Genomic DNA, 20,957 nt, shown 5'->3' with positions numbered 1-20,957 from the left:
GGCATGCGCCTGTTGCTGGTGGCCGTGGGCCAGCGTCAGCCCGCCTGGGCGGACGCGGCCTACGAGGATTTCGCCAAGCGCTTCCCGCCCGAGATGCGGCTGGAGCTCAAGGCCGTGAAGGCCGAGCCGCGCGGCGGCAAGAGCGCCGAGCAGCTGATGGCGGCCGAGGCGCAGCGCCTCGAGGCGGCCCTGCCCAAGAGCGTGCGCCGCATCGTGCTGGACGAGCGCGGCGAGCGCCAGACCACCAAGCAACTGGCCGAACGCCTGGAGCGCTGGAAGGGCGATGGCCGCGATGTGGCCATCTTCATCGGCGGCCCCGATGGCCTGCATCCGGACCTGAAGGACAAGGCCGACGAGATGCTGCGCCTTTCCGACCTCACCCTTCCGCATGCCTTTGTGCGCGTGCTGCTGGCCGAGGCGCTGTACCGCGCCTGGTCGGTGATGGAAGGTCATCCCTACCATCGCGAATAGCGCGCCGGAGCGGGCCCGGGCCTGGGTTAGCATCGGCCGCATGGCCTTGATCTATCTCGCTTCCCAGAGCCCGCGCCGGCGTCAGCTGCTTGAGCAGCTGGGCATTGCCCACGAGACCCTGCTGCCGGGGCCCGACGAGGATGCCGAGGCGCTGGAAACGCAGGAGCCCGGCGAGCTGCCCGACGCCTATGTGCGGCGCGTCACCCACAACAAGCTGAAGGCTGCGCAGGCGCGCCTGGCGCGGCGTAGGCTGCGCGCCTTGCCGGTGCTGTGCTCCGACACCACCGTGGCCCTGGGCACGGCCATCCTGGGCAAGCCGGTGGATGCCGACGATGCCCTGCAGATCCTGCGCCGGCTGTCGGGGCACACGCACCGCGTGCTCACCGCGGTGAGCCTGAGCTGGGCGGGCCGCGAGGCGCAGCTGGTGAGCGTCTCGCATGTGCGCTTCGCCGCCATCCCCGAGGCCGCGCTGCGCGCCTATGTGGCCAGCGGCGAGCCGATGGGCAAGGCGGGGGCCTATGCGATCCAGAGCCAGATCGCCGGCTGGATCGAGCATATGGAGGGCAGTTACTCGGGCATCATGGGCCTGCCTCTTTACGAGACCGCGCAGTTGCTGCGTCAATGTGGAATAGATTGCTGAGCCCATGGAAGACATCCTGATCAACTGGTCTCCGCAGGAGACGCGCGTGGCGGTGGTGGAGAACGGCGCGGTGCAGGAGCTGCATTGCGAACGCACGCTGGAGCGCGGCCTGGTGGGCAATATCTACTCGGGCCGGGTGGCGCGCGTGCTGCCGGGCATGCAATCGGCCTTCATCGACATCGGGCTGGAGCGTGCCGCCTTTCTGCATGTGGCCGATCTGCATGTGAACGGCGCCACGCCGCGCTCGCACCATGGCGACGCGCCCACGCCGCCTACGCCGATCGAGCGCCTGGTGTTCGAGGGTCAGGCCTTGACCGTGCAGGTCATCAAGGACCCGATCGGTACCAAGGGCGCGCGCCTGTCCACGCAGATCTCCATCGCCGGCCGCATGCTGGTGCATCTGCCGCAGGACGAGCACATCGGCATCTCGCAGAAGATCGGTTCGCCCGAGCTGCGCGAGCAGCTGCGCCAGCGCATGCAAACGCTGGTGGGCAAGCCGGAGGAGGGCGGCGGTGGCGGCTTCATCCTGCGCACCAACGCCGAAGACGCCTCCGACGAGGAGCTGGGCGCCGACATCGCCTACCTGAAGAAGACCTGGGCCACCATCAAGGAGCGCAGCTTCCGCTCGCCGCCCGGCACCCTGCTGCATCAGGATCTGAGCCTGGTGGAGCGCGTGCTGCGCGATCTGGTGAGCGAGCGCACCGGCTCGATCCGCATCGATTCCAAGATGCAGTTCGACGTGCTGCGTGGCTTTGGCGAGACCTATATGCCCGCGGCCACCGCCAAGCTGGAGCATTACCGCGGCGAGCGGCCGATCTTCGATCTGCACAACATCGATGCCGAGATCGACCGCGCGCTGGCGCGCCGGGTGGACCTGAAGTCGGGCGGCTACCTGATCATCGACCAGACCGAGGCCATGACCACGGTGGACGTCAACACCGGCGGCTTCGTCGGGGCGCGCAATTTCGACGACACCATTTTCAAGACCAATCTGGAGGCGGCCGGCGCGATTGCGCGCCAGCTGCGCCTGCGCAATCTGGGCGGCATCATCATCGTCGACTTCATCGACATGACGCGCGACGAGCATCGCAGCGCGGTGCTCTCGGAGTTCCGCAAACAGCTCGCCAAGGACCGCACCAAGGTCACGGTGGGCGGCTTCACCCAGCTCGGCCTGGTGGAGATGACCCGCAAGCGCACGCGCGAATCGCTTGCCCGCATGCTGTGCGAACCCTGCCCCACCTGCGAGGGCCGCGGCCAGATCAAGACCGCGCGCAGCGTCTGCTACGACATCATGCGCGAGATCCTGCGCGAGGCGCGCCAGTTCTCGCCCAAGGAGTTCCGCGTCGTCGCCGCCGCCAATGTGGTGGAGATGCTGCTCGACGAAGAGAGCCAGCATCTGGCCGGGCTCTCTGACTTCATCGGCAAGCCGATCTCGCTCACCGCCGAGCCGGCCAACCAGACCGAGCATTACGACATCGTGCTGCTCTAGGCACCCTCGCGCAGCCAGACCTTGACGTTCTGCAGCCCCATCAGCTTGAGGATGACGTAGTTGACGGCCGCGGCGCCCGGCTGGTCGCCCAGCAGCACGATCTCCGTGTAGCGCGGCAGGCCGGCCTTCTCCAGCAGGCGCCAGATCTCCTTGGCCGGCTTGGGGCTGGCGTCGGCGTTCAGGAACTGGGCGTAGGGCAGGTGCAGCAGGGGGCCATCGGGCACCTGCGCCGGTGGCTGCGGGCCCGACGCCACGAACACGCGCGGACCCTGGGCGCCGGCCAGGCGCGTCAGCAGCAGGCCGGGGCGCGGCTTGGCTGCAAAGGCGATGGCCGCGCCGGGCGCCGCGTTGGGGTTCGGCCGGGCCACGTCCTGGCCCTGCTCGGCCCAGCGCTCGATGCTGTCCAGCAGCAGCGACACCTTGGCCTGCCCCAGCCCGTCGAGCATCAGGTAGGCCAGGGCCACGCTTTCGTTGAGCCCGCCCTCCGAGACCAGCACCGCCTCATGCCCCGCGTTGATGCCGGCACGCCCCAGCAGGCCGGCGAGCTGTGCCGGGCTGCGCAGCTGTTCAGCGAGTTGCGCGGCCGGCAGGTTCAGCGCCTGCGGCACATGGCCGAGCTTGAACTGGTCGGCCGCCCGCACATCGACGATGCTGGTCTTTGACAGACCGAAGGCCTTCAGCATCGGGCTGTTCCAGGCCTTCACCCAGGCGGCGTCGCGCAGCAGATGCGGGTCGGCATAGGTCCAGACCGGCAGTTCGCGCGGGTCCTGCAGCCAGCCCATCTGCGACTCCTGGAACAAGCTGACCTGCGGATAGTTCAGCATGAACTTGAGCGCGAAGAAGGGCACCGCGGCAGCACCGCCACCGCCGCAATAGGCGTGGATCTGCTGCTCCGGCCGCACGCCCAGATGCCTGAGCATGCGTTCCAGCTCCGGGGGCGACTTGAAGGTCTTGTCCGCATTGAAGAAGTCGCCGGCCGGCATCAGCGTGGCGTGCGGCACATGGCCGGCGCGATCGAAGAAGGCCGCGCCGCCGTAGTAGTAGCTGGGGTCCAGCGCCTCCAGCATGACATGGTGGGCGGGGTCGCCGGTGGCGGCGAGGAACTCGGGCAACCGCACGCGCACGTCTTGCCGCGGCGCGCCCAGGCTGATGGTGCCGGCCGGCGGCGCGGGCGTGGCCTCCTGGGTGACGGTTTGGCCGAGCGCGCTCCATTTGGCCATGCCGCCGTCGAGGATGTAGAGCTGCTCGGCAGGCACGCCACGATGCAGCAAATCCCAGAACAAGCGGGTGGCGGCCCAGGTGCCGCCCTGGTCGTAGAGGATCAGCTGCTGGTCGGGCCGGATGCCCCAGGCGCGCAGGCGCTGCTCCAGCTGCGCGGGCGTCACCTCGGCCTGCGTGTAGGCGTACAGGTCGGCGTTGACGGCGCCCGGGATATGGCTCTTGCGGTGCAGTGGCGCGGGCGAGGCGTCCAGCACCAGCAGGTCCGGCCGCCCCAGCCGCTGTGCCAGCCAGCCCGCGCTGACCAGCCGGCCCTGCGGCCCGGCGTCACTCGCCAGGGCCAGCGATGGCAGGCCGGGCAGGGCCAGCATCATCCACAACAGGCAGATCTTCAGCAGTCTCGGCATCATGCTCTCCCGGTGTCAGGGCTCGCGCAGCGGTGCCTCTGAACATACGCCGGCGCGCCGGCGCCGGCCGGCCGCTTGCGACGAACGGCGGCCTGGAGGGGTCAGGCTGCACGACAAGGTTTGCCTTTGTAAGCCGGCTTGGCCCGCCTTCATATTGGCGTTGCGGGCTCATGCACAATCACGCCTGCAAGACTCCGGCCTCAGGAGTCATTCGTCGAGAACATGACCGACCCGCATCGCAAGTCCGCATTGCACTCTTCCGCGCGCCGCCGCTTCATGGCGGCCGGCGTTTCCACCCTCAGCCTGCCGGCCTGGGCCCAGTTCCGGGTCGAGATCGCCGGCGTGGGCGGCACCCAGCTGCCGATTGCCGTGCCCGAGTTCCGCGATGAGGCGCGCGCCGGCCAGCCGGTCTCGGCCATCGTCCGCGCCGATCTGGAGCGCAGCGGCCAGTTCCGCATCGTCGACGGGCCTACCGGCCTGTCCGAGCTGAGCCAGCCGAGCTTTGTGGACTGGCGCGCGCGCCAGGCCGATGCGCTGGCGGCGGGTTCGGTGACGCGCCTGGCCGATGGCCGCATGGATGTGCGCTACAAGCTCTGGGACGTGGTGAAGGGGGCGGACCAGGGTGGCGAAAGCCATGCCGTGGTGCCCGACGATCTGCGCCTGGCCGCGCACCGCATCGCCGACTCGATCTACCAGCGTCTCACCGGCGAGCGCGGCGTGTTTGCCACCCGCATGGCCTATGTCACCAAGGCCGGCGGCCGCTACAGCCTGCGCATCACCGATGCCGATGGCGAGGGGGGGCAGGTGGCGCTGGCCAGCCCCGAGCCCATCATCTCGCCGGCCTGGTCGCCGGACGGCAAGGAGCTGGCCTATGTGTCCTTCGAGACGCGCAAGGCGGTGGTCTGGGTGCAGGACCTCTCCAGCGGGCGGCGCCGCGTGCTGGCGGACTTCCGCGGCAGCAATAGCGCGCCGGCCTATTCGCCCGATGGGCAGCAGATCGCGCTGACGCTGTCGCGCGAGGGCGGCTCGCAGCTCTTCATCATGAACCGCAGCGGCGATGGCCTGCGGCGCCTCACGCAGACGCAGGCGATCGATACCGAACCAATGTTCGCGCCCGATGGCCGCACGCTCTTCTTCGTGAGCGACCGCGGCGGCGGCCCGCAGATCTATCGCATGCCGGTGGCGGGCGGCAGCGCCGAGCGCGTCACCTTCAGCGGCGCCTACAACATCAGCCCCAGCATCAGCCCCGATGGACGCAGCCTGGCCTACATCACGCGCATCGGCGGCGGGGCCTTCCGCGTCTGCGTGATGGAGCTGGCCAGCGGCAGCGTGCAACAGATCAGCGACACCAGCGATGACGAGAGCCCGAGCTTCTCGCCCAACGGCCGTCTGCTGGTCTACGCCACCCGTTCGGGCGGCCGCGACGTGCTGATGACCAGCACCCTGGACGGCAGGATCAAGGCCAAGCTGGTCTCGACCCTGGCGGACGTGCGCGAGCCGACCTGGGGACCCTTTGGTCGTTGATGGGCGCTGATCGTCGACAATGCTTTCCATGGCCGGCGCGAGTCGGCCCGTCTCACCCGATATTGCAAGAGAGTAGGAGCTCCACAATGCAAATGCACAAACTGATCCTGTCCGCACTGGCCGCTGCGTCCCTGGTGGCTTGCAGCTCCACCAAGCTGGATGAGCCGGCGCCGGTCGAGAACCGCACGCCTGTCGTCACCGCCCCGAGCAACGGCGGTGCCACTGGCGCCGCCACCGGCGAGACCAAGGTCGCCACCGTGGACCTGGGCACCCAGCTGACCGCCGCCGTGGCCAACCAGCGCGTCGTCTACTTCGACTTCGACAGCTATGTCGTGAAGGAAGAGTACCGTGGCCTGGTGGAGGCCCATGCCAAGCGCCTCAACAACGACCGCAAGGTCCGCCTGAATCTGGAAGGCCATACCGATGAGCGCGGCGGCCGCGAGTACAACCTGGCCCTGGGCCAGAAGCGCGCCGAGGCGGTGGCCAAGAGCCTGACGCTGATCGGCGTGCAGACCGCCCAGGTCGAGCCGGTGAGCTTCGGCAAGGAGCGTCCGGCCGTGCAGGGCAGCGACGAAGCCGCCTGGGCCAAGAACCGCCGCGTCGAGCTGAAGGACAAGTGAGATGAGGCTCACGCGAGTCCGTCTGGTCACGCTGCTGCTGGCGCTCGGCGCGGCGGCCGCGTCGCCGGCGCGCGCGGCCCTGTTCGAGGACGATGAGGCGCGCAAGGCGATCCTGGATCTGCGCGCCAAGTCGCAGCAGAACGAGGAGGCGCAGCGCGCCCGCTTCGAGCAGCTCAGCAAGCAGCTGCAGGAGCAGGTGCAGCCGCTCAGCCGCAGCCTGCTGGACCTGAACAGCCAGATCGATGCCTTGCGCGGCGAGATCGCCAAGCTGCGCGGCCAGAACGAGCAGCTCGCACGCGAGCTCTCCGAGGTGCAGCGCAAGCTCAGCGACCAGGCCCAGGCGCTGGAATCGCGCCTGCGCCCGCTGGAGCCGCAGAAGGTGGCGCTGGACGGCCGCGAGTTCCAGGTCGAGCCCGAGGAAAAGCGCCAGTTCGACGCTGCCATGGGGCTGGTGCGGCGCGGCGATTTTGCCGAGGCCGGCAACGCGCTCGCCGGCTTTATGAAGCGCTTCCCGGCCAGCGGCTACAGCGATGCGGTGCGTTTCTGGCTGGGCAATGCCCAGTACGGCAAGCGCGACTACAAGGACGCGATTGCGACCTTCAAGGCCTTCATCGCCAGCAACCCCGAGCACCCGCGTGCCGCGGAGGCCCTGCTGGCGCTGGCGAATTGCCAGATCGAGCTGAAGGACCTCAAGTCCGCGCGCCGCAGCCTGGAAGACCTGCTCAAGGCCTATCCGGGCACCGAGGCGGCGCAGGCCGGCAAGGAACGCCTGGCGGCGCTGAAGTAGTCAAGCCTCGCGCGCAAGACCTGGCCCCGGGTGCCCCGCGCACCCGGGGCCTTTGTCATTGAACCCTAGAATCCAACGATGCCCGAACTGACCGAACTCGATGTCGCCGCGCTGTACCGCCAGGTGCTGTGGGCGGGTTTTGCGCTGGCCTGCCTGTTCGGCGCCGTCGCGCAGCGCAGCCATTTCTGCACCATGGGCGCGCTCGCCGACATCGTCAACATGGGCGACTGGACGCGCATGCGCATGTGGGTGATGGCCATGGGCGTGGCCGTGCTGGGTTTCAACGGCATGGTCTGGCTGGGCTGGCTGGAGGCCGGCAAGAGCATTTATGCGGCGCCGCAGCTGCTGTGGGCCTCGAACCTGCTGGGCGGCCTGCTGTTCGGCGTCGGCATGGTGCTGGCCTCGGGTTGCGGCAGCAAGACCCTGGTGCGCCTGGGCGCCGGCAACCTGAAGTCCCTGGTGGTGTTCCTGGTGATGGGCCTGGCCGCCTTTGCCACCATGAAGGGCATCACCGCGGTGCTGCGCGTGGAGACGGTGGACCGTCTGGTGCTGCCGCTCGGCGCGGGGCAGGATCTGCCCAGCCTGCTGGCCGCCCGGCTGGGCCTGGATGCGCGCCGGCTGGCCCTGGCCTGCGGTCTGCTGTTCGGTGCCGTGGCGCTGGTCTGGGCCTTGTGGCGCAGCGAGGCGCGTGAAGGCGCGGCCCTGCTGGGAGGGCTTGGCAGCGGTGCGCTGGTGCTGGCGTTCTGGTGGGTGAGCGGGCGCCTCGGTCATGTGGCCGAGGATCCCAGCACGCTGCAGGAATTGTTCGTCGGCAGCAACGGCCAGCAGCGCATGGAGGGTATGAGCTTTGTCGCGCCGGTGGCCAACACTCTGGACTGGCTGCTGTTCTACAGCGACAAGAGCAAGCTGCTGAATCTCGGCATCGTCAGCACCCTGGGCGTGGCTTGCGGCTCCATGCTGACGGCCCTGGCCACGCGCAAGTTCCGCTGGGAAGGCTTTCGCAATGTCGACGACCTGGCCAACCATCTGGTGGGCGCGCTGCTGATGGGCGTGGGCGGCGTGGTGGCGCTGGGTTGCACCATCGGGCAGGGCCTCTCGGGCATCTCGACGCTGAGCCTGGGCAGCTTCCTGGCCCTGGCCGGCATCATGGCCGGCGCGGTGCTGGCGCTGCGCTGGCAGGCGGCTCGCCTGGAGCGCATGGCATGACGGCGCTGATGGACATGGAGGCTGGCATGGAGGCAGATAGCGAACGCCGTTTCGGCGGCCTGCGTCGCCTCTACGGCGAGCGCGACTACCTGCGTCTGCGCGCCGCGCGCTTCGCGGTGGTGGGCCTGGGCGGCGTGGGTTCCTGGGCGGCCGAAGCGCTGGCGCGCATGGGCGTGGCCGAGCTCACCCTGATCGATCTGGACCAGGTGGCCGAATCCAATATCAACCGCCAGATCCAGGCGCTCAGCTCGACCCTGGGCATGGCCAAGGTGGAGGCCTTGCGGCAACGCTTTGCCGAGATCAATCCGGCCTGCCGCGTGCATCTGGTCGAGGAATTCGTCGACGAGCAAAACTGGCCGGGCCTGCTGGCGGGCCGCGCCATCGACGGCCTGGTCGATGCCTGCGACCAGGTGCGCGCCAAGGCGAAGCTGGCGGGCTGGGCGCGCGAGACCGGCACGGCCTTCGTCACCGTGGGTGCGGCGGGGGGCAAACGCCAGCCTCATCTGGTCGAGCTGCAGGACCTGGCCCTCACCACCCACGACCCGCTGCTGGCCAGTCTGCGCCAGCGCCTGCGCAAGCAGTACGGCGCCGCGCGCGTGGGCAAGATCGGGGTCAGCTGCGTCTACTCGCGCGAGCCGGTGCAACGCCCGGCCGAGTCCTGCGATCTGGACGGCAGCCTCAACTGCCACGGCTATGGATCCAGCGTGGCCGTCACCGCCGGTTTCGGCATGGCCGCGGCGGCCGAGTTGGTGAAAGAATTTTTGAAATAGTACTTGCAGGCCTCGTTTAAAAACTTCTATAATTTGAGGCTCTGCTGAACGGGGGTTGTTAGCTCAGTCGGTAGAGCAGCGGACTTTTAATCCGTTGGTCGCAGGTTCGAATCCTGCACAACCCACCAGTCATGTGGTTTCGTGGGTCCTTAGCTCAGTTGGTAGAGCAGCGGACTCTTAATCCGTTGGTCGAAGGTTCGAATCCTTCAGGGCCCACCAAAATCCCGAATCGTCGAAAGGACCTGTCGCAAGACAGGTCCTTTTTTCGTTGGACACTTTCCTGCCGGATTGCACGGTCTTGCTGGTAATCCCTCCCGAGTTGCGGGTGTTCTGTAAAGAAACGTTTCGATACCATTGCGGCTTTGTCGCGCAAGTCCCCGAAAAAGAGGGCGCAGGAGGGCGCGACGGACGGTCAAACCGTCCATCGAGATGAGCTGACGAGGGAACCCCCATGACTGTGTTCGGTGGCGCCACGGCGCCCGCGCCGGCGCGCGCAAGTGCGCCCTGGCGCCTGCTCGGGCTGAGCCTTGACCTGGAGAGCCACCGCGACATGGGCCGGCTCACGCTCGGCTTTCTCGCCTTCCACCTCCTGCTCTGGACCCTGCTGGCCACCATCAGCCACCGCGCGCCACCTTGGGACAACATCGAGCAGCTGGTGTGGATGCAATCGCTCGAGTGGGGCTATTACAAGCACCCGCCGTTTCCTACCTGGTGGGTGCATTTCTGGACCCTGCTGCTGGGGCGCTCGATCTGGGTCACCTTCTTCGCCGCGCAGCTGAACGTGGTGATGATGCTCTGGTTCGTCTGGCGCATCGCGCTGCTGGTGGCCTCGCCGCTGCGCGCCTTCAGCGCGACGGTGATGACCAGCCTGCTGGTCTACCACGGCGTGCACGGCATCATGGCCAACCACAACACCCTGCAGCTGATGCCGGTGGGCCTGCTGCTGTGGTGCACGCTGCTGGCTGTGCGCGACGGACGCTGGTGGCGCTGGGCGCTGGCCGGCGCCGCGGCGGCGCTGTGCCTGCTGGCCAAGTACAGCGCGCTGATCTGGCTGGTGGTGCTGGCCGCCTGGTTGTTGGCCGAGCCGCGCATGCGCTCCTGGCGCGCCTGGGGCGGGCCGCTGATTGCCGTGGCGGTGATGGCGGTGCTGGTCGGCCCGCATGTCGAATGGTTGTTGCGCGAGGGCGCGCCTACGCTGGGTTATGTCGACAAGGCGGTGCATGGCGAGAACGACGCGGTCAACCTCGGCCATTGGGCCCGGCTGGGCAATTTCATCGTGATCCAGCTGTTGCGCGCGCTGCCCATGCTGCTGGGCCTCGGTGCGCTCTACCTGATGCTGCGCAAGGATGGCCGCGAGGCTGTGGCACAGCGGCCGGCGCGGCCCGAGTGGCGCTTCGTCAGCTTCATGGCGGTCGGCCCCTTTGTGCTGACCTCGCTGCTGGGCGTGGCGGGCGTGCGCCTGGGCTCGGCCTGGGCCGCCACCTTCTTCATCCTGCTGGGCGTGTTCGCCTTGCGCTGGATTCCGCAGGTGAGCGCGCCGCGGCTGGCCAAGGCCACGCTGGCGGTGGGGCTGGCGATGGAGCTGCTGCTGGCCTCGGGCATGGCGATCGGCAGCGGCTGGCTGGTCGACCTGAGTGCCCGTCCGGCGCGTTCCAATTTCCCGGCCTTGCGGCTGGGCCGCGAGCTCGATGCCATCTGGGCCCAACGCATGCCGGGCCTGCCGCTGCGCGTGGTGGTGGGCGAGACCTGGCTGGCCGGCAATGTCTCGGTGCGCTCGCGCCACCAGCCCATGGTGTACATCGACGCCAACCCGGCCAAGTCGCCCTGGATCCACGAGGCCATGCTGCGCGACTGCGGCGCCCTGCTGGTGGTGGACCGGCGCGACCTGGCCAACCCACTGGACCCGCGCGTGAGCGATCTGCTGGCGCAGGCCGGCAGCAGCGGCGAGCTGCAAATCCCCTGGACGCGCCGCGAGACCGGGCCGCAGCTGGAGGTGGAGTGGGCGATTCTTGCCCCTCAGCGCGCCGGGGCCTGCCCGCCCTGAGTACCATGGCGCCATGTCGCTGAAGCTCTATCTGCTGTTTCTCGCCATGGCCACGGCCACCGTGTTCAGCCCTGGCCCCGGGGTGATGCTGACGCTCAACAACGCCATGCGCCTGGGCTGGCGGGCCAGCCTGCCGGGCATTCTGGGCATCGCCGCCGGCGCCCTGGTGGTGGCCAGCATCTCGGCCACCGGCCTGGGCCTGCTGCTGGCGAGTTCGGCGCTGGCCTTCAGCATCATCAAGCTGGTGGGCGCCGCCTACCTGGTGTACCTGGGCGTCAAGCTCTGGCGCAGCCCGGGCCTGGGCTGGCAGGATGCCGCGGCGGCCACGCCGCAGTCGGCGCGCCGCCGCTTTGCCGAAGGCCTGGCGCTGCAGTTCACCAATCCCAAGGCGATCTTCTTCTTCATCTCGGTGCTGCCGCAATTCGTCGACGCCCGCGCCGCCCATGGACCCCAGTTCGCCCTCCTGGTGTGCAGCTATGCGAGCCTGGTGGTGCTGATCCATACCGGCTATGCGATCACGGCCCAGCGTGCGCGTGGCTGGCTGCGCTCCGAGCGCACCGGCCGCGCGCTCAACCGCGCGGGCGCCATCACCTTCGTGGGCTTCGGCGTGGCCATGGCCGGCGCCAAGGCCTGAGGGCGCCCAGGGCCTTGGGCGCTGGGCTAGACTCCAGCGCCTCTATCCGCACAGCACAAGATGTCCACCCTCACCGAAGCCAGCCTGCTGCAGGCCCTGCAGACCGTCATCGACCCCAACACCCAGCAAGACCTGGTGAGCGGCAAGCAGATCAAGAACCTGCGCATCGCCGGCGCCGATGTGAGCTTCGAAGTGGAGCTGGGCTACCCGGCCGCCAGCCAGCATGCCGCCCTGCGCGAGGCCCTGGTGGCCGCGGCGCGAAGCCTGCCCGGTGTGGGCAAGGTGGAGGTGCAGGTCGGCAGCAAGATCATTGCCCATGCGGTGCAGCGCGGTGTGCAGCTGCTGCCGGGCGTGAAGAACATCGTCGCCGTGGCCTCGGGCAAGGGCGGGGTGGGCAAGAGCACCACCGCCGCCAACCTGGCGCTGGCGCTGGCCGCCGAGGGCGCCCGCGTGGGCCTGCTGGATGCCGACATCTATGGCCCCAGCCAGCCCACCATGATGGGCATCTCGGGCCGGCCCGAGAGCCTGGATGGCCAGAACATGGAACCCATGCTCAGCCATGGCCTGCAGCTGATGTCGATCGGCTTCCTGGTGGCCGAGGACCAGGCCATGATCTGGCGCGGCCCGATGGCCACCCAGGCGCTGGAGCAGCTGCTGCGCCAGACGCGCTGGCAGGAGCTGGACTATCTGATCATCGACATGCCGCCCGGCACCGGCGACATCCAGCTGACGCTGTCGCAGCGCGTGCCCGTCACCGGCGCGGTGATCGTCACCACGCCGCAGGACATCGCCCTGATCGACGCCAAGAAGGGCCTGAAGATGTTCGAGAAGGTCGGCGTGCCCATCCTGGGCATCGTCGAGAACATGGCGGTGCACATCTGCAGCCAGTGCGGCCACGCCGAGCATATCTTCGGCGCTGATGGTGGCAAGAAGATGGCGCAGCAGTACGACATCGACTACCTGGGAGCATTGCCGCTGGCGCTGAGCATCCGTGAGCAGACCGACGCCGGCCGCCCCTCGGTGGTGGCCGAACCCGACGGCGAGATTGCGCGTCTCTACAAAGACCTCGCGCGCAAGGTGGCGGTCAAGATCGCCGCGCAGGCCAAGGATTACTCGGCCAAGTTCCCGACCATCAACATCTCCAAGAACAGTTAGGCTGACTTTTTATATGAGCGGGCCAAAAGACGCTCAAAACAATCGTTAAGTCTGCGCGCCGGCGTCCGATACTCGGTCCAGGCATGGTGCTGCGCCCATGGAGTCTCCTGGGCGTGCCCGTGACCATAACGGTATCAGGGAGCCTTACAGATGAAGACGATCAAGCAGCTGTTCGCGACAGCACTGCTCGCGACGGGCATTGTCATTGCCCTTTTGTTCATGGCGATCTGGCGTGTCGGGGCGGCCACCGACACGCTCACCCAGGCGCAGAGCGCGCGCTTTCTCTCCGCCAGCCTGGCGGATGAGCTGCGCCAGAGCTCCGACGATCTGACCCGGCTGGCGCGCACCTATGTGATGACGGGCGACGCGATGTGGGAGCAGCAGTACTTCGAGGTGCTGGACATCCGCAACGGCAAGCGCCCGCGGCCCGAGGGCTACGAGAAGATCTACTGGGATTTCCGCGCGGCCGGGGTGGATCCGGCCACGAGCGGTGGCCGCGGGCGCAGCCAGTCGCTGCTGGACACCATGAAGCAGGCCGGCTTCACCGAGGCCGAGTTCGGCAAGCTCAAGGAGGCCGCCGCCAACTCCGACGATCTGGTCAAGACCGAGACCGTGGCGATGAATCTGGTCAAGGGCCTGTACGAGGACGGCCAGGGCGGCTTCACCCGCAAGGGCGAGCCCGATCTGCCCAGGGCCCAGGCGATGATGCACGACAAGGCCTACCACGCCTACAAGGCCAAGATCATGAAGCCGGTGGACGAGTTCCTGCGCATGCTGGACCAGCGCACCGAGGGCGCGGTGCAGGCTGCGCAGACCGCCAAGGACCGCTGGTACGCGCTCACCGTGCTGCTCACGCTGCTGTTGCTGGCCACCGCGATGGGCTCACTCTGGTATGCGCGCGGCTGGATCGCGCAGCGCCTGGGCGGCGAGCCGCATGAGGTGGTGGCGGTGGTGGAGGCCATCGCCGCCGGCAATCTGGCGCATCGCTTCGCCAACACCAGCCGCGACGCCGCCAGCGTGATGGGCGTGCTGGCGCGCATGGTGGAGCGCTTCTCCACCGCGGTGTCGCAGGTGCGCAGCGGCGCCGACGGCGTGGCCACCGCCAGCTCCGAGATCGCGCTGGGCAACAGCGACCTGAGCTCGCGCACCGAGCAGCAGGCCAGCGCCCTGCAGCAGACCGCCGCCTCGATGGAGCAGCTGGGCTCGACGGTGCGCCAGAACGCCGACAACGCGCACCAGGCCAACCAGCTGGCGCTCAACGCCAGCCAGGTGGCGGTGCATGGCGGCGAGGTGGTGAGCCAGGTGGTCGACACCATGAAGGGCATCAACGACAGCTCGCGCCGCATTGCCGACATCATCAGCGTGATCGACGGCATCGCCTTCCAGACCAATATCCTGGCGCTCAATGCCGCGGTGGAGGCGGCGCGCGCCGGCGAGCAGGGCCGCGGTTTCGCGGTGGTGGCCAGCGAGGTGCGTGGCCTGGCGCAGCGCAGCGCCGAGGCCGCCAAGGAGATCAAGAGCCTGATCAACGACAGCGTCGAGCGCGTCGAGCGCGGCAGCTCGCTGGTGGACCAGGCCGGCAGCACCATGCAGGACGTCGTCAACGCGATCCGCCGCGTCACCGACATCATGGGCGAGATCAGCAGCGCCAGCAGCGAGCAGAGCGCCGGCGTGCACCAGGTGGGCGATGCGGTCAGCCAGATGGACAAGACCACGCAGCAGAATGCCGCCCTGGTGGAGCAGAGCGCCGCCGCGGCCGAGAGCCTGCAGCAGCAGGCGGCGCAGCTGGTGCAGGCGGTGGCGGTGTTCCGCCTGAGCTAGCCGGCCCGGGCAGATCGCGTAGCATCTGGCTCTCGCAGCGGCAGTCGGACTGACCGCTGCGCTTTCTTGAGCAGTACGAGGAATGATGAGTCTGGATGTGTGTGCGAAAGGGCGTGGCGGGCGCCGTGAGATGCTGGCTGGTGGGCTGGCGTACGGGCTGGCCGCGCTAAGCCCGGCCTTGGCCCGCAGCCAGCCCGCGGGCGCGCTGCTGCGCCCCTGGCCCAAGGGCCAGGCCACCCCCGGCCTGGCCTTGCCCGGCTTCGAGGGCCCGGGCTGGAGCCTGGCCGAGGCCAAGGGCCGGCCGGTGCTGCTGAATTTCTGGGCCAGCTGGTGCGAGCCCTGCCGCGCCGAGATGCCCTCGCTGGAATTGCTGGCGCAACGCCACGAGCGCGAGGGCCTGCTGGTGCTGGCCGTCAACCAGCGCGAGACCGATGCCGCGATACGCCGCTATCTGCAGCTGATGCCCATCAGCCTGCCGGTGCTGCGCGATCTGGACGGCAGCACATCGCGTGCCTGGGGTGCGCGCGTGCTGCCCACCACCGTGGCGCTCGGGCGCGATGGCAAGGCCCTGTTCACCGTGATGGGCGAGCTCGACTGGACCGGGCCGCAGGCCCGCCAGTGGATCGCCCCGCTTTTTTCCTGATGAGGATTCCGTCATGACCTGCACCCGCCGCCAACTGCTGATTCAATCCGGCGCCGCCCTCGCTGCCCTGCCCATGGCCGCGTCAGCGGCGCTGGCCGCCGAGGCCTCGCGCCGCTTCGAACCCCAGGTGGGCCCCTGGCGCACGTTCGAGCTGACGCTCTCGGTGCAGGTGGCCGACCCGCAGGGGGGCGTCAAGCTCTGGCTGCCCCTGCCCGATCTGGAGACCGACTATCAGCGCACGCTGGACCAGAGCTGGAGCGGCAATGCGGGCGAGGCCAGGCTGGTGGCGGATGCGGCGCGCGGCACGCGCATGCTGTACGCGGCGTTCCCGGCCGGCGTGAAGGAGCCAACGCTGCAACTCAGCAGCCGCGTGCAGACGCGCAGCCGCGCGGTGGATTGGGCCAAGCCCGGCCGCGCCAGTGAGGATCCGGCCCTGCTGCGCGCCTGCCTGGCGCCCACCGAGCTGCTGCCCACCGACGGCATCGTGCGCCAGACCGCGCAGCGGATCATCCGCGGCGCCGGCAGCGATGTGGACAAGGTGCGCGCCCTCTACCAGTGGGTGCTGGTGAACGCGCACCGCGAACCCAAGGTGCGCGGCTGCGGCAATGGTGATATCAAGACCATGCTGGAGACCGGCAACCTGAGCGGCAAATGCGCCGACCTGAACGCGCTGTTCGTCGGCATGTGCCGCTCGGTGGGCGTGCCGGCGCGCGATGTCTACGGCCTGCGCGTGGCGCCCTCGGCCTTCGGTTACCGCGAGCTGGGCGCCAACCCGGCCAGCCTCAAGGGCGCACAGCATTGCCGCGCCGAGGTCTTCCTGCGCCAGTACGGCTGGGTGGCGATGGACCCGGCCGATGTGCTCAAGGTGATGCGCCAGGAGACGCCGGAATGGATCAAGGACGTGCAGCATCCGCTCGCCGCGCCGGTGGCCAAGGGCCTGTTCGGCGGCTGGGAGGGCAACTGGGTGGGCTACAACACGGCGCACGATCTGCAGCTGCCCGGCAGCGCCGGCAAGGCCAGCCTGCCCTTCCTGATGTATCCGCAGGGCGAGAACGCCAGCGGCCGCTTCGACGAGCTGGCGCCCGACAGCTTCAAGTACACGATCAGCTCGCGCGAGCTGCTCGCCTGAGGCCGGCATGAACGCGCCGCTGGCTCCGCAAGACCTGGCCCTGCAAGCCCTGCTGGGCCGCTATTCCGTCGGCCCCAAGCACCTGGTCGAACCCGGGCCCAGCGATGCCGAGTTGCGGCTGATGGTGCAGGCCGCGCTGCGCGCGCCCGACCATGGCGAGCTGCTGCCCTTCCGCTTCAAGCTGGTGCGGGGGGCGGCGCGCCAGCGCATGGCCGAGCTGTTCGCGGCGGCGGCGCGCGCCGCCGGCAAGGACGAGGCCGGCGCCGCGCTGGACGCCGAGCGCGCGCTCAGGCCGCCGCTCACCGTGGCGGTGCTGGCGCGCATCGACCTGGGCCATCCCCAGGTGCCGGCGCATGAGCAATGGGCCGCCGTGGGCGGTGCGCTGGCGCAGTTCCTCACGGCTGCGCATCTGTTGGGTTATGGCGGCAAGATGCTCAGCGGCGCCAAGGTGCGCAATGCCGACATCGCCGCCGCCTTCTGCGCCCCCGGCGAGACCCTGCTGGGCTGGATCGCCCTGGGCACGCCCGCCAAGCGGGCCAGCGGCCCCTCGCGCAAGGCGGGCGTGGATGTGGCCTTGCAGGACTGGCAGGGCGGGCAGGGCTGAGCGCGATGAACCGACTCCTAAACGCCTTGATGGTCCTGGCCCTGTGCTGCTGCGGGCCAGCCTGCACCGCCGAGGCGCCCGTCGCCTCCACCGCCCAGCCCAATGTCAGCGTGCTGGCGCCGCTGGCCATGCCCGGCCTGGGGCGCGAGCGCCTGGTGCGCCTCTACCTGCCGCCCAGCTATGCCAGCGCGCCCGGCCGGCGCTATCCGGTCATCTACATGCACGATGGCCAGAACCTGTTCGATGCCGCCACCGCCTACGCCGGCGAATGGGGGGTGGACGAGACCCTCAACGAGCTGGCGCGCAGCGAGGGCTTCGAGGCCATCGTGGTGGGCATAGACAACGGCGGCGAGCGCCGCATGAACGAGCTCGCCCCCTACGCGCACCCGCGCATCGGTGCGGCCGAAGGGGCGCAGTACCTGAGTTTTGTGGTCGATGTGCTCAAGCCCCTGATCGACAGGCGCTACCGCAGCCTGCCCGGGCGCGAGCACACCGCCATCATGGGCAGCTCGATGGGCGGGCTGATCTCGCATTACGCGATCCAGCGCTACCCGGACGTGTTCTCCAAGGCGGGGCTGTTCTCGCCCTCGTACTGGGTGGCGCCGGCGCTGTTTGATGACGTGGCCGCCCGTGCGCTGGCGCCGGACGCGCGCCTGTACCTGTATGTGGGCGGGCGCGAGGGCGACATGGTCGCGGACGCGCGCCGCATGCACGAGACCCTGCTGCGACGCAACCCGCCGCAAGCCCTGACCCTGCACGTCGCCCCCGAGGCCGAGCACAACGAGGCGGCCTGGCGCGCCGAGTTCGCGCGTGCGCTGCGCTGGCTGTTTCGCCCCGCCGGCGCCGCGCCAAACCCCTGAGATGCTGGGCTTTGCAGAATCCGCCGGGCATGCTTTACTAGCCATGGGCCGCCGCCACATGGCGCGTTAGACGCTGGCTGCTGCCCGATCAGCCCTTCCCCGGGGGCTTCAGGGTAGGAGAGGTGTGTCATGCCAAATCGCTTGCAAGCCCGGGCCGGAGCCTTGCTGCGGCGCGCGACGCTCAAGTTCAAGCTGGCCCTGTTCGGCATCCTGCTGTCGGCGCTGGGCGTGGGTGCGCTGTCGCTGTATGTGGTGAAGGGCCTGCGCCAGGACTTCCAGACCCTGGCCGCCAAGGGGCAGAGCACCACCGCGCTGTTCGTGGCCCGCACGCTGGACGAGCAGTTGCAGCTCAGGGTCCAGGCGCTCAGGGCGCTGGCACCGCAGGTGCTGACGCTGCTGCAGAGCCAGCCGGCCGCGCTGCCGGCCTTTCTGGCCGACAAGCCCGTCGCCGCCACCATCTTCAGCCGCGACATCTACCTGATCTCGCGCGCGGGCCTGCGCATTGCCGAGGCGCCGGCGCGCGGCTTCATCGGCACCAGCTACGCCGATTCCAGCTACTTCCAGCAGGCGCTGAGCAGCGGCGAGCCGGTGATACAGCCGCGCATGGGGCGCTTTGCCAAGCAGCCGGTGCTGATCGTGGCACTGCCGCTGAAGGACGCCGCGGGCAGGGTGGTGGCGGTGCTGTGCGGCTCCGAGCTGCTGGCGCCGGGCAGTGCCTTCCACTTTGCCGGCGAGGTGCGCAATGGCGAGACGGGCGGTTTCCACGTGGTGTCGCTGCGCGACAAGCTCTACGTCACCAGCACCGATCCCAAGCGCGCCATGAACGCCCTGCCCGCGGCGGACGAGGGCAGCGTGCTGCAGCGCCGGCTGCAGGGCGAGCTGGGGCCGCTGCTGGGGCCGGACGCGCGCGGCGTCGAAACCCTCGGTGCCGCGGCGCGCCTGAAGCAGGCCGAATGGATCGTGGTGGCCTATCTGCCGACCCAGGAGGTGTTTGCGCCCGTGCATGCGCTGGAGCAGCGCATCTATGGCGGTGCGCTGCTGATCGCGCTGCTGATGGGGGGGCTGATCTGGTGGCTGGTGCAGCGCGAGCTGGCGCCGCTGGCCGCGGCCACGCAGCGCATCGGCGCGCTGGCCCAGCAGGGCGAGCTCGATGCCGGCCTGCCGGTGTCGGGCAGCCGCGAGATCCGCCAGCTGCTGGGCAATTTCAACCATATGCAGGCGCGCCTGCGGGCCCAGCACCAGCTGATACGGCGCGAGCGCGACCAGCTCGAACTCACCGTGGCCGAGCGCACCGCCGAGCTGCAGACCAGCAATGCCGAGCTGCGCCGCAAGCAGCGCTTCATCCATGCCGTCACCGACGCCATGCCCGGCATGCTCAGCTACTGGGACGCCGATCAGACCTGCCGCTTTGCCAACCGCGCCTATCTGGCCTGGTACGGGCGCGCGCCCGAGGACATGCTGGGCATGCCGATGGCCGAGCTGCTGGGCCCCGAGCTATTCGCACGCACCGAGCCCCATGTGCAGGCGGTGCTGCGCGGCGAGCGGCAGCGCTTCGCGCGCAGCATGGTGAAGGCCGATGGCAGTGAGGGCTTTGCCTGGGCCGAGTACATGCCCGATGTGGTGGCGGGCCAGGTGCTGGGCTTCTACGCGATGGTGACCGACGTCACCGCGCTCAAGCAGGCCGAGCGGCGCCTGGAGGAGTTGAACGCCGAACTGGCGCAGCGCGCCAGCCAGGCCGAGACGGCCACCCATGCCAAGTCGGAGTTCCTCGCCAATATGAGCCACGAAATCCGCACCCCGCTCAACGGCATCCTGGGCATGGCCCATCTGATGCGGCGTGCCAGCCTGCCGCCCGCGCAGGCCGAGCGCCTGGACAAGATCCTGCGCTCGGGCCAGCACCTGCTGCGCCTCATCAACGACATCCTCGACCTCTCCAAGATCGAGGCCGGCCAGCTGCAGCTGGAGGAGCGCGACTTCCTGCTCGACGAGGCGGTGGCGGCGGCGGTCGACGTGGTCGGCAACGCCATCCAGGCCAAGGGCCTGCGGCTGGAGCTGCAGCTGGAGGGCCTGCCCAATGCCTTGCGCGGCGATGCCACGCGGCTCTCGCAGGCGCTGCTGAACTACCTGGGCAATGCGCTCAAGTTCACCGAGACGGGCGGCATCACGCTGCGCGGCCAGCTGCTGGAGCAGGGCGCGCAGGACTGCCTGCTGCGCTTCGAGGTGCAGGACACCGGCATCGGCCTGCGCCCCGAGCAGCAGGCGCGGCTGTTCCGCGCCTTCAGCCAGGCCGAGCAGTCCACCGCGCGGCGCTATGGTGGCACCGGCCTGGGCCTGGCCATCACCCAGCGCATCGCCGCGCTGATGGGCGGCGAGGTGGGCCTGCGCAGCACGCCGGGGCAGGGCAGCTGCTTCTGGATGACGGCCAGGCTGGCGCTCGCCGAGCACACCGTGCCGGGGCTGCTGCCCGCCGAGCCTGGCGTGCAAGCCGAGCAGCGCCTGGCCCAGCGCCACGGCGGCCGGCGCGTGCTGGTGGTCGACGACGATCCGGTGAACCAGCTGGTGGCCCAGGGCCTGCTGCAGGAGGTGGGCCTGGTGGTGGATGTGGCGGAGACCGGCCTGGAGGCGCTGACCCTGCTGGCCAGCCAGCCCTATGCCCTGGTGCTGATGGACATGCAGCTGCCCGGCATGGATGGCCTGCAGGCGACGCGCGCGCTGCGCAAGCTGCCGGGCTGCGCGCAGCTGCCGGTGCTGGCGATGACGGCCAATGCCTTTGCCGAGGACCGCGAGCAATGCCTGCAGGCCGGCATGGACGACTTCATCAGCAAGCCGGTGGACCCGGAGCGGCTGTTCGCCACCCTGCTGCAATGGCTCGATCAGGCGGACGGCACGCAGCGCGCCGGCCGGGCGCTGCGCAGCGCCGCCTGAGCCAGGCCGC

18 protein-coding genes and 2 tRNA genes are annotated in these 20,957 nt (G+C 69.4%); 19 read left to right on the top strand and 1 reads right to left on the bottom strand.

Translation table 11 applies throughout. The annotated features are described in order from the left end of the window. Positions 1 to 3: 3 nt before the first annotated feature. The 3 genes from rlmH to rng are packed head-to-tail and all read left to right on the top strand — an operon-like array spanning position 4 to position 2,600. Entirely contained in the window at positions 4 to 471 is a 468-nt protein-coding gene (rlmH, locus tag AC3WQY_RS08145; protein WP_285231442.1) for a 23S rRNA (pseudouridine(1915)-N(3))-methyltransferase RlmH, read from the top strand. Positions 472 to 511: 40 nt separating this feature from the next. Further along, positions 512 to 1,111 carry a Maf family protein gene (locus AC3WQY_RS08140; RefSeq protein WP_492707310.1) on the top strand — a complete coding sequence of 200 codons (600 nt, stop codon included), beginning with the start codon at positions 512 to 514 and terminating at the stop codon, positions 1,109 to 1,111. A 4-nt stretch (positions 1,112 to 1,115) separates the two neighbouring features. Next, positions 1,116 to 2,600, top strand: a complete 1,485-nt coding sequence (gene rng / locus AC3WQY_RS08135; protein ID WP_285231444.1) for a ribonuclease G — start codon at positions 1,116 to 1,118, stop codon at positions 2,598 to 2,600. Here rng and AC3WQY_RS08130 read toward each other — a convergent pair. After that, on the bottom strand, positions 2,597 to 4,225 hold the full coding sequence (locus AC3WQY_RS08130) for a rhodanese-like domain-containing protein (protein WP_492707307.1): 1,629 nt from the start codon (positions 4,223 to 4,225) through the stop codon (positions 2,597 to 2,599). The two genes, rng and AC3WQY_RS08130, sit on opposite strands and share 4 nt — an antisense overlap. Positions 4,226 to 4,447: 222 nt before the next feature. On the opposite strand from AC3WQY_RS08130, the gene tolB reads away from it, so the two are divergent. The 16 genes from tolB (at position 4,448) to AC3WQY_RS08050 (ending at position 20,947) form a co-directional block, all read left to right on the top strand. Next, the gene (tolB, locus tag AC3WQY_RS08125; protein WP_492707305.1) at positions 4,448 to 5,749 is read left to right on the top strand and encodes a Tol-Pal system beta propeller repeat protein TolB; all 1,302 of its coding nucleotides are present in this window, start codon (positions 4,448 to 4,450) and stop codon (positions 5,747 to 5,749) included. A gap of 86 nt (positions 5,750 to 5,835) precedes the next feature. Further along, the gene (gene pal, locus AC3WQY_RS08120; RefSeq protein ID WP_492707303.1) at positions 5,836 to 6,369 is read left to right on the top strand and encodes a peptidoglycan-associated lipoprotein Pal; all 534 of its coding nucleotides are present in this window, start codon (positions 5,836 to 5,838) and stop codon (positions 6,367 to 6,369) included. Between the two features lies 1 nt (position 6,370). Beyond that, positions 6,371 to 7,156, top strand: coding sequence for a tol-pal system protein YbgF (gene ybgF / locus AC3WQY_RS08115; protein ID WP_492707301.1), 786 nt, complete (start codon positions 6,371 to 6,373; stop codon positions 7,154 to 7,156). Positions 7,157 to 7,243: 87 nt separating this feature from the next. Then, positions 7,244 to 8,362 carry a YeeE/YedE family protein gene (locus AC3WQY_RS08110; RefSeq protein ID WP_492707326.1) on the top strand — a complete coding sequence of 373 codons (1,119 nt, stop codon included), beginning with the start codon at positions 7,244 to 7,246 and terminating at the stop codon, positions 8,360 to 8,362. Further along, the gene (locus tag AC3WQY_RS08105; RefSeq protein ID WP_285231448.1) at positions 8,359 to 9,132 is read left to right on the top strand and encodes a tRNA threonylcarbamoyladenosine dehydratase; all 774 of its coding nucleotides are present in this window, start codon (positions 8,359 to 8,361) and stop codon (positions 9,130 to 9,132) included. Before AC3WQY_RS08110 ends, AC3WQY_RS08105 begins: the two co-directional genes overlap by 4 nt. A 52-nt stretch (positions 9,133 to 9,184) precedes the next feature. Then, a tRNA-Lys gene (locus AC3WQY_RS08100) sits at positions 9,185 to 9,260 on the top strand. Positions 9,261 to 9,275: 15 nt separating this feature from the next. Further along, positions 9,276 to 9,351 (top strand) — tRNA-Lys (locus AC3WQY_RS08095). 232 nt (positions 9,352 to 9,583) lie between these two features. Continuing rightward, positions 9,584 to 11,176: a glycosyltransferase family 39 protein gene (locus AC3WQY_RS08090; protein WP_492707298.1), complete on the top strand. Its 1,593-nt coding sequence runs from the start codon at positions 9,584 to 9,586 to the stop codon at positions 11,174 to 11,176. 13 nt (positions 11,177 to 11,189) lie between these two features. Continuing rightward, the gene (locus tag AC3WQY_RS08085; RefSeq protein ID WP_492707296.1) at positions 11,190 to 11,810 is read left to right on the top strand and encodes a LysE family translocator; all 621 of its coding nucleotides are present in this window, start codon (positions 11,190 to 11,192) and stop codon (positions 11,808 to 11,810) included. Positions 11,811 to 11,870: 60 nt separating this feature from the next. After that, complete coding sequence (gene apbC / locus AC3WQY_RS08080) at positions 11,871 to 12,965, top strand: iron-sulfur cluster carrier protein ApbC (protein WP_285231451.1); 1,095 nt, start codon at positions 11,871 to 11,873, stop codon at positions 12,963 to 12,965. 150 nt (positions 12,966 to 13,115) lie between these two features. Continuing rightward, complete coding sequence (locus AC3WQY_RS08075; protein WP_492707293.1) at positions 13,116 to 14,786, top strand: methyl-accepting chemotaxis protein; 1,671 nt, start codon at positions 13,116 to 13,118, stop codon at positions 14,784 to 14,786. A 178-nt stretch (positions 14,787 to 14,964) separates the two neighbouring features. Beyond that, positions 14,965 to 15,429: a TlpA family protein disulfide reductase gene (locus AC3WQY_RS08070; RefSeq protein ID WP_492707291.1), complete on the top strand. Its 465-nt coding sequence runs from the start codon at positions 14,965 to 14,967 to the stop codon at positions 15,427 to 15,429. Between the two features lie 13 nt (positions 15,430 to 15,442). Continuing rightward, positions 15,443 to 16,558: a transglutaminase-like domain-containing protein gene (locus AC3WQY_RS08065; protein ID WP_492707289.1), complete on the top strand. Its 1,116-nt coding sequence runs from the start codon at positions 15,443 to 15,445 to the stop codon at positions 16,556 to 16,558. 7 nt (positions 16,559 to 16,565) lie between these two features. Next, entirely contained in the window at positions 16,566 to 17,162 is a 597-nt protein-coding gene (locus AC3WQY_RS08060; protein ID WP_285231455.1) for a nitroreductase family protein, read from the top strand. A 5-nt stretch (positions 17,163 to 17,167) separates the two neighbouring features. Next, complete coding sequence (locus AC3WQY_RS08055) at positions 17,168 to 18,022, top strand: alpha/beta hydrolase (protein ID WP_492707286.1); 855 nt, start codon at positions 17,168 to 17,170, stop codon at positions 18,020 to 18,022. Positions 18,023 to 18,151: 129 nt separating this feature from the next. Beyond that, positions 18,152 to 20,947: a response regulator gene (locus tag AC3WQY_RS08050; protein WP_492707284.1), complete on the top strand. Its 2,796-nt coding sequence runs from the start codon at positions 18,152 to 18,154 to the stop codon at positions 20,945 to 20,947. The last annotated feature ends 10 nt before the right edge of the window (positions 20,948 to 20,957 follow it).

This window comes from Roseateles sp. FW301-B2 (genome assembly GCF_058788955.1).
The sequence above is the reverse complement of the archived record's forward strand: the minus strand, read 5'-3'. Positions and strand labels throughout refer to the sequence as shown.